This is a genomic window from Paenibacillus sp. 1011MAR3C5 (genome assembly GCF_003591485.1).
In the GTDB taxonomy this organism is placed as follows: domain Bacteria; phylum Bacillota; class Bacilli; order Paenibacillales; family Paenibacillaceae; genus Pristimantibacillus.
Genome location: NZ_QZCF01000002.1, coordinates 636,587 through 648,962, shown reverse-complemented (window position 1 = coordinate 648,962; position 12,376 = coordinate 636,587). Strand labels below are relative to the sequence as shown.

The following is a 12,376-nucleotide window of genomic DNA, read 5'->3' as shown; positions in this document are numbered from 1 at the left end:
TTCACATTGACCGCTAAACTAGCCCTCAGACGGGTTTTGTTCCTGCTGCATCAAAGAAACGTTCCGTTGCGGTACGAAGGTGGAAATTGCATGCTTGTACACCATCTGCTGACGGCCTTCGCTGTCAATGATGATTGTGAAATTATCAAAGGCTTTGATCACGCCCCGAATTTGAAAACCATTCATCAAAAAAACGGTAACCGGAATGTTATCCTTTCGCAACTGGTTCAGGAACGTATCTTGAATATTGATTGATTTGTTCATTGGACGTTACCCCCGTCTAAAAAAGATTGATTAGAAGTATATTCAAGATGATCTTGAAACTTTCCTGCTATTATAGCATGAATCGAGCGCAAATGGTTGTGAAAATTTTCCCCCATATCGAACCAGTGGATATCCTGCATGTGCCGGAACCAAGACAATTGCCGCTTGGCGAACCTTCGCGTATCCCGCTTCAGCAGCTCTACAGCCGCCTCGTAGCTGCACTCTCCCCGCAAGTAACGGGCGATTTCTTTATACCCGAGCGCTTGCATCGGCACAGCATGCGGCGGCAGGTTGCGGGCAAGCAGCCGCTCCACTTCCTCGACCAGCCCTTCCTTCAGCATCTCGTCGATACGGAGCTCGATCCGGCGATACAGCTCGGCACGATCCATCGTCAGACCGATCAGAACCAGGTTGTACGGCGATTCCTTCTTCTGCCCCGCTTGCTGCTCTGAGAACGACTGTCCTGTCGTATGATGCACTTCCAGCGCGCGGATCACGCGCCGAATATCGTTGGGATGCAGCCGCTCGGCCGCAATGGGATCGACTTCTGCAAGCTTCCGATGAAGCGCCTCCGCTCCGTTCCGCTCGGCATAGGCTTCCATCTCCGTGCGAAAGACCTCGTCCGAACCTCTGTCGGCGAATTGATAGTTATAGCAGAGAGACTCGACGTAAAGCCCCGTACCGCCAACTACGAACGGCAGCTTGCCCCGAGAGGCGATGTCCGCGATGGAGCTGGACGCCTCCGCTTGAAAGTCGGCAGCGGAATAAGCTTCCTCCGGAGCCCGTATATCAATTAGGTGATGAGGCACGCCTTGCCGCTCATCTTCTTTTATTTTCGCAGTTCCGATATCCATCGTCCGGTACACCTGCATGGAATCGCCGGATATGATCTCCGCGTTCCAAGACCGGGCAATGCTCAGGCTAAGCGCTGTCTTTCCGACAGCTGTCGGGCCGATGAGGACGAGCAGCGGCTGCTTGCCTGCAGCGCGATCCCCCGGTACTCCCGTTAGATCAGTCAATGGTAATCACTCCGTATGCTATTTTCGATGAGTTGAACTGGGTTCGCGTGAAGCCAAGCCGCATGAATTCATCGCTGACGCCGTTTTCTTTCATGATGACCGTCTTCCTGGCGACGCGCTTCGCCTGTTCGACAACTTCCAGGCTCAGCTCATCCATATTGACAAGCGAGCGAAAGGCGCCTATCGCAGCCGATTCCATGATGGGCTGGCGAAACATCGGGTCAAAGTAGACGATATCTGCACTCTTGTCCGGCTGGGCTGCCAAGTAATCGGCATGATTGCTGCAATTCATTTGAATCCGCCTCATCGCATCGTTCACATCCGGCAGTCCCGTATCGTAATGCCTTAATCCTTGTCTCACCAGCGAGCAGAGGACTGGCTCGCTCTCCAGCGCAATCACTTCACCCCTCTCTCCTGCCGCATACGAGAAGACAAGGGCATCTGCGGCCATGCCTGCTGTGCAATCGATAATGCGATCGCCCGGCTCACAGCGCGACAGCCCAATGAGCGGATCGCTTTCGCCCTTGCGCAGCCGCTTCACCCGGATAAACGCCATGCTGGGATGAAAGAACAGCGGCGGCTCCTCCGGGTGTTCATAATATCGCGTCTCGGTATCCGTAACGATGATGACACGATTATCGCCGCTTAACTCCAGCAGCTTGCGCACGGACATGCCTCTGCGCGGTCTCGCATCCGCTTGAAGCTCGGCGGCCAGCTTGCCCGCCTGCTCCAGCGATCTAGGTGTTGGCCTCGGAGCCGTCGTAATAATCATGACATCACCCGTTTGAACATTTTTTCAAGCTGATAAGTGGATAGATGAACAATAATCGGCCGTCCGTGCGGACAAGTGTAAGGCTGCATGCAGCGCGACAATCGCGCCAGAAGCGTATCGCCTTCTTCTCTTGTCATCCGGTCATTAGCTTTGATAGACGCCTTGCAGGCGCACATAATCGCCGCCTTCTCTCTCAGCTTCGTCACGTTGATCGATTTGCGCTCCTCAATGAGCAGCTCCGCCATTTCCTCGATTAGCGATTGCTCCTCGCCCTCCGGCATCCATTCCGGATAGGCGCGGACGAGGAAGGTCTGCGCTCCGAACGGTTCGATCTCGACACCCGCCTCGCGGAACAGGTCGGTCATGTCCCGCAGTTGCGCTGCATCCCCCGGCGTAAATTCAAGCGTCAGAGGGACGAGAAGCCCTTGGCTTGCAGCAACAGGATTCCCAAATTTATGAAGGTAATACTCATAATTAATCCGTTCATGCGCGGCATGCTGGTCGATCAGATACAGTCCGTCATCCGCTTGCGCGACAATATAGGTGCCGTGATGCTGGCCAATCCAATGCAGCTCCGGGAAGCTGGGTACGGCGCTTGGCATCTCGTCGGCTTGCCCCTCACCCGTGTACGCGGCATCAGACTCCGGTTTGGTTGGCATTCCTTCCGCCGGGTTGCTTGATGAATCAACAGCTCCGTCCGCTTCTCCTATTGTTGGTTGCACAGCTTCATCGCGGGACAGATTGGGCTGCTCTTGAATAGGCGATACCGCGTTCCCTGCTGCAGGCGCTGTATGGTTCTCGTTGCCGTAAGACGCTGTAGCGGCTTCCCGCCATGCCCAATCCTCATCACGTGGGTCAGGCGTCTGTGCAGACGGCGCGTACAGCCTTTCCGCGGCATCCCGCGGCACCTGCTCCCGATGGGGAGGCTGAGACTGCCAGGATGGCCGATCGGAACGGCCTCCTTGCCTGACTGAACCGCGCACATCCTTGCTGCTTGCCTGCTTGCCTTCTGTTTCGGGAGAATATGAACCGAATGAAGCGGATGCAGCCGCCTCGGAACGGGCAGATGAAGACGCTGCAGCAGCAGCGTCAGCTCCAGAAGTCGGCGAACCTGGCTGCCCATTCCCTTGGGCTTGTTCGCCAATTCGGTCTGCAATATGGAACGAAATCGCATCCTGCACATACTCGGGCTTGGAGCGGCTGCTCCCCGTCGCTGCTCCAGGTATGTAACGATGCGCGCCAAGCGCCGCCTTCACCGTTCGCTCGATCAGCGCGCGAAGCTCCGTCTCCTTGCTGAACCGCACCTCCATCTTCGAAGGATGTACGTTCACATCCAGCAAGCCGGGATGCATGCCAAGCTCCAGCACAACAAGCGGAAAGCGGTTGATCGGCAGCAGCGTATGGTAGGCTTGCAGCAGCGATTGATTCACCGCATGGCTGCGGATATACCGCCCGTTCACCACCGCCGTAATGCCGTTGCGGTTCGCCCGGGTCAGGTCCGGCTTCGATATGAAGCCGGTTAGTTCATAATCGGCGTCCGATCCGGAGACGGGAAGCATCGCCTTCGCGGCGCTGGTGCCATAGATGGCAGCGATGACCTGCAGCCTGTCCCCGGTTCCCATCGTGCGAAGCAATGCATTGCCATTATGCTTCAACGTAAAGGCAATGCCGGGATGTGCAAGCGCCAGACGATTAATATAATCGGAGATATGGCCAAGCTCCGTTTGGATGGACTTCATATACTTAAGCCTGGCAGGCGTATTGTAGAACAGATCGCGCACGCTCATGTCCGTGCCCCGCGGAGCATTGGCGGGCTCGTCCGCCGTGACATGACCGCCTTCGATCACCAGCTTGCGGGCAAGCCCGCTGTCTGTATTGGCCGAGATGCACGTCAGCCTGGAGACCGCTGCGATACTGGGCAGCGCCTCGCCCCTGAAGCCAAGGCTCGCAATGCGGAACAAATCGCTGCTCGTCGAGATTTTGCTCGTCGCATGGCGTTGGAAGGCCGTCGCGATATCATCTGGTTCGATGCCGCCGCCATTGTCCGTCACCCGGATCAGCGTCAGACCGCCTTCCTCGATGGCGATATCAATCTCTGTGCCGCCTGCGTCAATCGCATTCTCCACAAGCTCCTTGACGACGGAGGATGGCCTCTCCACTACTTCGCCGGCAGCAATCTGGTTCGCCAATTGCTCATCCAGCACTTTAATTCTCGACATGTCTTCACGCTCCTTCCAATATGGACAGCACTAATCTCTCAGCTTTGCTTTCCTGTCATTCAGCCACTGCATCGCCATCATCGGCGTCATATTGAACAGATCCAGACTGCGAAGCTCCTCCGCAAGCTGCTCCGCCTTTGCCGATGCCTTGCGCGCCTTCGGCGACTCCGCTGCCGCCGCGGACTCCTCGAACATCGACAGCTGCACAACAGCGCTGCTCTTGACAGGACCAGGCTCTGCAATGGTTGCCGGCTCCGTAGTTGCTACGGGACTGTAAGGCACAGTGCCCCGTCCTGCAGCTTCAAGAGGCACACCAGCGCTCTGAGACGAACGCTTGTTATGATCGCTGCCTTCCGTCTCATCCAAAAGCTCGTAAGCTCTGCCGATGATGGAATTCGGAAGTCCCGCCAGCTGAGCGCAATAGATGCCGTAGCTTGTGCTGGCCGCGCCAGGAATCAGCCTGCGCAGGAACGTCACGTCATCCCCGCTTTCTTCCACGGCCATGCGCACGTTGGAGAGCGACGCCAGCGAATCCTCCAGATGCGCAAGCTCGTGGAAGTGGGTCGAGACCAGCGCTTTACACCCGATATGATGATGTACGTATTCAATGACTGCCTGAGCGATCGCCATTCCCTCGCCCGTAGACGTTCCTCTGCCAAGCTCGTCAATAATAACCAGACTCGCGGACGTCGCTTTCTCCGTCATCGTCTGGATATCCTTCATCTCGACCATAAAGGTGCTCTGGCCGCCGATCAGATCATCCGCCGCGCCGATGCGCGTGAAGATGCGGTCGACCAGCGGCAGCACAGCCGACTTCGCAGGCACGAAGCAGCCGATCTGCGCCATCACGCTAATCAGCGCCGCTTGGCGCATATAGGTGCTTTTGCCTGCCATGTTCGGACCCGTGATGAGCAGGATGCGCTGTTCCTCCGCGCTAAGTCGCGTGTCGTTGGCGATGAACGGTTCTCCGTCCATCATCGCCTCCACGACGGGATGGCGTCCCTCTGCTACTGCTATATCGAATCCCTCCGTCATGCTCGGCCGCATATAGCGGCGTTCGGCGCTGACGGTGGCGAACGATTGGTACACATCCAGCTCCGCAATCATGGAAGCGGCGCGCTGCAGCCGATGCAGATGCAAGGCGATATGATCGCGCAGCTCCAGGAATCTCGCATATTCCAGATCGACCATCTTGTCTTCCGCTTCAAGAATGAGCCTCTCCTTCTCCTTCAGCTCCGGTGTGACGAAGCGCTCGGCATTGGCGAGCGTCTGCTTCCGCTCGTAGCGGCCTTCCGGCAGCATCGACAGATTGGCTTTAGACACTTCCAGGAAATAGCCGAACACTTTGTTGTAGCCGATCTTCAGCGATTTGATGCCCGTCGCCTCGCGCTCCGAACGCTCCAGCTCGGCCAGCCACTTCTTCCCGTTCGTGCTCGCTTCGCGGAGCTGATCCAGATACTCGTCGTAGCCTGCGCGAATCAAACCGCCCTCCCGGATGGATACGGGAGGCTCTTCGACAATGACCGTCTCGATCATATCCGCCAGATCGGAGCAATCGTCGGCATCCTGCACCAATTCCTGCAGTATCACGGATCCCGATGCCTCGCATAATGCGGTCAAAGACGGGATACGGCGCAACGAGCTCCTCAGCGCGTTCAGATCGCGCCCATTCGCATTGCCGTACGCGACGCGTCCTACAAGCCGCTCCAAGTCGTAGATCGGTGACAGCTCCGCGCGAACGTCTTCCCGCAGAATGAGATCGCGGTACAGTGTCTCCACCGCGTCGAGCCGACGATCGATTGCGCTCCGGCTCAGCAGCGGCTTGTCAATCCAGCGGCGCAGCAGCCTTGCCCCCATCGAGGTGCCTGTCCGGTCCAGCAGCCACAGCAGCGAGCCTTTCTTGCTGCGGTCGCGCACCGTCTCGGTCAGCTCCAGATTGCGTCTTGTATAGTGGTCCAGAATCATATATTGATTCGGCTCATAGGATTTGATCGCCGTCACATGACCAAGCGAGCGCTTCTGCGTCTCCTCCAGATAACCGGTCAGGACGCTTACCGCCTTCAGCCTCGCTTCCTGCAAGCCTGCAAGCTGCTCCTCGCCGAATTGCGCCGCCACGCGCTCGCGAGACACGGCGCCGCGCTCCGTCAGCGGAATCTGGCGGCCCCATGACGAGTCGCCCGACAATTGACGGATAAGCGCTTCATCGCCAACGACTTCTGACGGCACATACACATTCAGCTCGTCGATCATTGAGGCCGGAGATTCCGGGAAAGAAGTGACATAGAGCTCTCCTGTCGAAAGATCGCATGCCGCGACGCCAAGCATGCCGCCAGCGGCCGCGACTGAGGCGATAAAGTTGTTCGACTTGCCTTCCAGCGACTTGGCCTCCATGACCGTGCCGGGCGTCACAATGCGGACGATCTCGCGGCGGACGACGCCTTTGGCAGCTGACGGATCTTCCACCTGCTCGCAGATGGCAACTTTGTAGCCCTTCTCGATCAGGCGATTAATATAGTTCTCAGCGGAATGGTAGGGAACCCCGCACATCGGAATTTTGGCGCTGCCGCCGCCATCTCTGCCTGTAAGCGTAATCTCCAGCTCGCGAGAAGCGTTGATCGCGTCGTCAAAAAACATCTCATAGAAATCGCCCAATCGGAAAAACAGGAATGCGTCCTTCGCTTCCTCTTTTACGGACAAGTATTGCTGAATCATCGGAGTATAACCGGCCATTTCATCGTTCCTCCCGATATGTACTTGATCATAATTGCGTGTATGCGTGAAGAACCTCCGCCGTGCAACAAGCGGCTTGTCCTATTATGCGGTCTGATCAGATAAGGTTGCCCGAACGCATCAGAATCCCGCTCCGGCGCATACTTGCGCTGTCGCTGGATCTCCCGTTCGGCAGCAAGCCATCTCTTCATTATACCAATCGGAAGGAGTCTAGGCTATAACCCGCAGGCAAGATATAACCCAATAGAGTGATCTGCCGGCACCCCAAGCTGCTCATTGGGCAGAAGAAGGAATGCGCCACTTCCCCCGAATATCCTTGCTTTCATCCCAGGTCTTCCCTTGCCGCGCCGACTCGAACAAGGGCTCGATATAGCGGGCCAGCGAAGGGTAGCTCTCCGTCGCGGATACGGCCTCCGCGACCGCGTCCAGGCAGCCGGCCAGCTCCGTGCGGTCGCCGGCGTAATAAGCCTCCGCGAAGCGCTCCTCCTGCGCGGGAATGCGCGGCATGTGCAGCGCTTCCCGCGCGCACAGCAGCGCAAGCGCGAACGCGGCCTTGGCCGCTGCCGGGGATACAAGCCAGCTCGGCAGCGTGCGGTACTCGAACCCGCCATGCGGCTGCGGGCGGAAGTCCCCGAGCGCGCCATAGCGGGGACGGCGGCCCCGCCCGGCGGGGTCTTCCACGAGCGCGAGCGGATATGCCGCGCAGCAATCCAGCAGGCGGAGCAAGCGGCCGGTCAGCGGCGCTCCGCTAATATGGATATGCCCGCCGAGCGCCAGCCCCGGCAAGGGCATCGCTCCGGCGACCCAGCGCAGCTCCTGGTCGCCGATCCTGGCGGCGGCGCGCGCAAGCAGCCGCCGCACATTCGCGGCTAGCGCGGCGGGCGTCTCCGCCGGATCGGGCCGCAGCTCGGCGACGGGGTAGAGCAGCCGCCGCCCAATATACATGGCATCGGCGCCGGCTGCGCCCCTTGCGCCTTCGCCGAAAAACCGCGACGCCGGGGCCAGCTTGCCCTCCGTCGTCAGCAGTGCAAATTCGGGATCGGCGCCAATGAGCAGTCGCCTACCCTGTTTCCCTGCTATGTCGGCGGCATACTTCGCCGCGAATTGCCTCGCAAGCTCTGCCCCTTGCAGTGTATCCGCCGCAAGCGGCCATGCCGACATAATCGCGGCGCGTCCCTCGTCGCTCAGGGTGACCTCGGCTTCGCCAATCTCCAGCCCAAGCGCATAGAGCGCCCGCACCGCGACCCTGGCAACGCGGCGCAGCTGCGGAGCTTCCGGCCAGCCCTCGGCAGTCAGCAACTGGGATCGGCCATTCACAAGCCGGTGAATGGCATGCGGCTCCAGATTGAGCACGGTCACACGATAAATTCTCGCGTCAGCGCTTCCTTCCACGACGCAGCTCAGTCCTGCCTGTCTCCATATCCGGAACCGCTGCTCTGCGCTCATTCTGGCCGCTTGCGCTGCGCCCGCATTCACAATCCATACCCCGCTGTACGCATCAAGCGATATTGCCGTTCGCAGCGACGAGACAATGACCGCATCCCCTGCACGCATGCCGGCGCATGCGGCAACAGTTGCACTGCCAGAATGGCCTTCTTGCGACTCAGCAGACTGCACGCTTGCAAGCTCGCTGTCATCCCCTCTCCATAGCCATGTCGATGCCATCGCCAACCGCCTCTTTCTCCTCAAGCTAGTATCAAACCGTCCTGTATGGCCGCTCCATCCCAGTCTGCCTGCCAGGTCTTAGCCAAAAAAGGGCTGCGGTCAAAAAAAAGGAGGGCTTTCGCCCTCGAATCTGCCGCACATTCGGCATATACTGCGTTATCCGCTCCCAGCGCGGAAGAGTTCATTCCCTTACAGCTCGTCGTCTAGCAGGTCAGCATCCAGATCCTCGTAATCACCGTCGTCATCGCCGAGGCTGAAATCCAGATCCTTGTCATCCAGGTCGTCGCAACCGCCTGGAATAACCGCTACACATACCTTCGTCTCGGCGATCATCTCGACCGCGAACTCACGCTCCACCCGAACAATGACGCTTGATCCGTTAGAAGAGATATTCGCTTCGATACAATTAGGCTCCTGGAGCACTTCCGCAGACACTTCCTCCGTGGAAACCCTATGTTTAGGATCTACATACGAGAGCGGTACATTTTCGACGAATTGTACGGATTCCTTGGCTACATCAGTTTGCGAGTTTTTGTTGTACGAATACCAAATGTTGATATCGTAAGTACCGATCACCTCAATACCGTCGCCCGAACGAACCGCTTCATACTGATGGTTGATGATCCATGCGCCCAAAATACTGGTCGGATGGTGAGGCGGTGTAACGGTATGGGTTACAGTGGAAAACTTACGACCTTTGCCGCAGACAGCTTTAGTAATAATTTCTCTGCACTGTAGCTGTTTATCTGCAATAGTCATTGATTTAACCTCCTCCATACAATCATTCAATTAAAGTGTATGCAGGTCATAGGCGTTTGTTGATTAAACGAGTCTAATCAACGAAATTTATTTTACATGCCTCCTGCGGCAAAGCGCCATTCCCCGCAGGAAACGAATGCAAGGCCGTCGGTAACATTCTTTCTGTACATCTATATTCAGCCGCCGGTCGAATTATGAAATAAGGCCCTTAATTTGAGCCGCTTTTCCTCTTCTCCCCCTCCGCCGGAGCGGGTTTTTTCTTCATTCGCTTCGCTACGGCCAAGTAACGGTCCACCTCATGCAGCAGCGTAAGCAGCGCGGCGCGAATCTCGAATTCCTCCCGCGTCTTTGGCAGCTCCATCTCCCGAAACGAACGCATCAGGTCGAATACCATGCCCTCCGCCTTGCCTTGATAGACTTCCGATTTGACATCTCCGGCAAGGCGCTCCAGCAGCTCGGCGATCAGCTCGCCTTGCGGCCATTTCTCATAGACGAGCGCAAGCTCCGACAACATCTGCTGGATGGAATAAAGCTGCTGTCTGCGCATCTCGAAGTAGCCTGGCCAATAGGAAGAAGGCTCCTGGTACCATAGCCGGTTCTCCGCATTGCGGATAGAGCGCTTTGCCCCGTCCTCTATGATCCGGTGAGCCTCAAGCAGCTCCGAGCCGTTCCACAGATGCGCCGGATCGCGCAGTGTTGCCGCCATCTCGCGGAAGATCGTACTGAGCGCATGCTCAAGCTGCGAGCGCACCGCCAGCAGCTCCTTCTCGTCTTTGGGCATATAGATGAAGTTGATTGCCGTCGCCCAGCCGAGGCCGACGAACAACAGCAGGATCTCATTGCCGAGAAAGGAAGCCGTGACTTGTCCATGCGTGAACAAATGAAAGACGATAACCGCGCTCGTAATAATGCCGTCCTTGAGCTGAAATCTGGACAGAATCGGAAAGGAAACGAGTATGTAGATGGCTACTGCCCAATAATGAAAGCCGAATACCGTGAAAATAAGCGAAGCGAAAAAAAGACCCAGCACCGAGGCGACAAACCGGGCAGAAGCGCTCTTAAGCCCCTTCTTCCGCGTCACCTCAACGCCGAGTATAGCCAGCATGCCTGCCGATAAGGCCGGTTCCAAGCCTAAATAATAGGCGGTATATATGGCGGCGATTGCCGCAAGTGCTGTTTTGATTACTCTAATACCCATGATGACGCCCTCTAATCCGGTAGATTGATTTCCTTCCATCATCCTACCGTTCCCGCCAGCCCTCCGTCAACCGCTTCTCCAGCGCTGCGACGAGCTGGTACATCATCGTAGCGACAATGCCGATCACGACAAGACTGGAGAGGACAAGCGTAAAGTTGAATACTTGAAAACCATATATAATCTGATAACCGAGGCCGATCCTCGCCACCAAAAATTCCCCTACAATCACGCCGACCCAAGCGAGTCCTACGTTCACCTTCAGTGTGGCGATAATGACGGGAAACGATCCGGGCAGAATAACCAGCCGGAACAGCTGAAGCCGTGACGCTCCGAACAAGCGAACGACCTTAATGTAGCCGGAGTCGATCTCCCGGAACCGATTATAAATATTGATGGTCGTAATAATGACCGTAACCGAAAGCGTGATGGCTACAATGGACATGAATCCCGGACCCAACCCTACAATAAATATAGGTCCCAATGCAACCTTAGGCATGCTGTTCAACACAACCAGATAAGGATCAAGCACACGGGAGAGGAACGGAAACCACCATAGAAGAGCCGCAATGACCGTTCCCAGAATCGTACCCAGCGCGAAGCCCGCTATCGTCTCTGTAACTGTCGCCCCTACATGAGGCCACAGCGATCCGTCCGCTGCCGTCCTAAGAATCTGATCGAAGAGCTTGCTGGGATAGCTGAACAGCAGCGGATCGATCCACTTATTCCTTCCCGCCGCTTCCCACAATCCGATAAACAGCACGAGCAGCGTGAGCTGCGTCGTGGCAACACCCCAGGACAATGACCGGGATTTGCGTTTATGCTTGGTATATAGATTATCCATTAATGCCACACGATCTTCTTGGATGCCGGACAATTCCAGCTGGTGATCCGTCTCATGGCCCTGCTCATTCTGTGCTTTGCGCGGATGGCTGTCATTCATCGCTTTCACCTCCACCACCGTCGACCGCATCCAGCTCCGACCACAGCTCCTCGAAGAGCAGCTGAAAGTTCGCCAGCTTGCGCGCCGTCATCGGGTCGGCCGATCGAATTTCTGCGGGAACCTTGATTTCCTTGCGGATATGCCCCGGATTGCGGCCCAACACGATGACCCGGTCGCTCATCGCTGCAGCCTCCGCGAGATCATGCGTGACGAGGACTGCGGTTTTGCCGAGCTTTCGGAGTGTCTGCACTACCAGGTCCTCAAGCTGGAGCTTAATATGAAGATCAAGCGCCGAGAACGGCTCATCCAGCAGCAGAACTTCCGGCTCCGTTACAAGCGTCCGGGCAAGCGCAACCCTTTGGCGCATACCGCCTGACAGCTCATGCGGATATCGGTGGCCGGCATCACCGAGCCCAAGCTCCGCAAGCCAACCGTCCACAGCTTCCATCGACTTGCGTGTTTTGCTCCCGTTAATCTCAAGTCCAATAGCGGCATTATCCCTAATGGAGCGCCACGGGAACAAATAATCTTGCTGCAGCATATACCCGACCTTGGGAGAAGGCCCGCTTACCCGCTCTCCTCCGAGCAATACCTCGCCCATCGTCGGCGGGAACAGTCCCGCCAGCAAGCTGAGCAATGTTGTTTTCCCGCAGCCGCTAGGTCCGACAAGACTGACGAACTCTCCTTGCGCTACAGAGAGGTCAATGCCCTCGACGGCCAGCGAAGCCCCTTTGTCATTCACATACACATGAGAGAGCCGCTGCAGCGCCAGCGCCGGAGTATCCTTCATTCCATCGCCCCCTCGCAATT

General features: G+C 57.1%; 10 protein-coding genes. All 10 read right to left on the bottom strand.

The annotated features are described in order from the left end of the window. Positions 1-18: 18 nt before the first annotated feature. The 10 genes from hfq to D3P07_RS07985 all read right to left on the bottom strand — a co-directional run bounded on the left by hfq (position 19) and on the right by D3P07_RS07985 (position 12,356). Positions 19-264, bottom strand: coding sequence for an RNA chaperone Hfq (hfq, locus tag D3P07_RS08030; protein WP_116044566.1), 246 nt, complete (start codon positions 262-264; stop codon positions 19-21). Then, entirely contained in the window at positions 261-1,283 is a 1,023-nt protein-coding gene (gene miaA, locus D3P07_RS08025; RefSeq protein WP_119799663.1) for a tRNA (adenosine(37)-N6)-dimethylallyltransferase MiaA, read from the bottom strand. Before miaA ends, hfq begins: the two co-directional genes overlap by 4 nt. Beyond that, entirely contained in the window at positions 1,276-2,055 is a 780-nt protein-coding gene (locus D3P07_RS08020; RefSeq protein WP_119799662.1) for a class I SAM-dependent methyltransferase, read from the bottom strand. Before D3P07_RS08020 ends, miaA begins: the two co-directional genes overlap by 8 nt. Next, a complete protein-coding gene (gene mutL, locus D3P07_RS08015) occupies positions 2,052-4,274 on the bottom strand; it encodes a DNA mismatch repair endonuclease MutL (protein ID WP_119799661.1) in 2,223 nt (740 codons plus the stop codon). Before mutL ends, D3P07_RS08020 begins: the two co-directional genes overlap by 4 nt. A gap of 30 nt (positions 4,275-4,304) precedes the next feature. Beyond that, entirely contained in the window at positions 4,305-7,004 is a 2,700-nt protein-coding gene (gene mutS / locus D3P07_RS08010) for a DNA mismatch repair protein MutS (protein WP_119799660.1), read from the bottom strand. Between the two features lie 273 nt (positions 7,005-7,277). Next, entirely contained in the window at positions 7,278-8,669 is a 1,392-nt protein-coding gene (locus D3P07_RS08005; protein WP_119799659.1) for a putative amidoligase domain-containing protein, read from the bottom strand. A 189-nt stretch (positions 8,670-8,858) separates the two neighbouring features. Next, entirely contained in the window at positions 8,859-9,428 is a 570-nt protein-coding gene (locus tag D3P07_RS08000) for an outer spore coat protein CotE (RefSeq protein WP_119799658.1), read from the bottom strand. A gap of 208 nt (positions 9,429-9,636) precedes the next feature. Then, the gene (locus tag D3P07_RS07995; protein WP_119800008.1) at positions 9,637-10,626 is read right to left on the bottom strand and encodes an aromatic acid exporter family protein; all 990 of its coding nucleotides are present in this window, start codon (positions 10,624-10,626) and stop codon (positions 9,637-9,639) included. 43 nt (positions 10,627-10,669) lie between these two features. Next, positions 10,670-11,467, bottom strand: coding sequence for an ABC transporter permease (locus tag D3P07_RS07990; RefSeq protein ID WP_119800007.1), 798 nt, complete (start codon positions 11,465-11,467; stop codon positions 10,670-10,672). A gap of 91 nt (positions 11,468-11,558) precedes the next feature. Then, entirely contained in the window at positions 11,559-12,356 is a 798-nt protein-coding gene (locus D3P07_RS07985) for an ABC transporter ATP-binding protein (protein ID WP_119799657.1), read from the bottom strand. Positions 12,357-12,376 lie beyond the last annotated feature (20 nt).

What these genes read in the sequence shown, in the direction of transcription:
- hfq (WP_116044566.1), bottom strand. Translation starts at nt 264, where the DNA reads ATGAACAAATCAATCAATATTCAAGATACGTTCCTGAACCAGTTGCGA.
- D3P07_RS07990 (WP_119800007.1), bottom strand. Translation starts at nt 11,467, where the DNA reads ATGGATAATCTATATACCAAGCATAAACGCAAATCCCGGTCATTGTCC.
- mutS (WP_119799660.1), bottom strand. Translation starts at nt 7,004, where the DNA reads ATGGCCGGTTATACTCCGATGATTCAGCAATACTTGTCCGTAAAAGAG.
- D3P07_RS08005 (WP_119799659.1), bottom strand. Translation starts at nt 8,669, where the DNA reads ATGGCATCGACATGGCTATGGAGAGGGGATGACAGCGAGCTTGCAAGC.
- mutL (WP_119799661.1), bottom strand. Translation starts at nt 4,274, where the DNA reads ATGTCGAGAATTAAAGTGCTGGATGAGCAATTGGCGAACCAGATTGCT.
- D3P07_RS07995 (WP_119800008.1), bottom strand. Translation starts at nt 10,626, where the DNA reads ATGGGTATTAGAGTAATCAAAACAGCACTTGCGGCAATCGCCGCCATA.
- D3P07_RS08000 (WP_119799658.1), bottom strand. Translation starts at nt 9,428, where the DNA reads ATGACTATTGCAGATAAACAGCTACAGTGCAGAGAAATTATTACTAAA.
- D3P07_RS07985 (WP_119799657.1), bottom strand. Translation starts at nt 12,356, where the DNA reads ATGAAGGATACTCCGGCGCTGGCGCTGCAGCGGCTCTCTCATGTGTAT.
- D3P07_RS08020 (WP_119799662.1), bottom strand. Translation starts at nt 2,055, where the DNA reads ATGATTATTACGACGGCTCCGAGGCCAACACCTAGATCGCTGGAGCAG.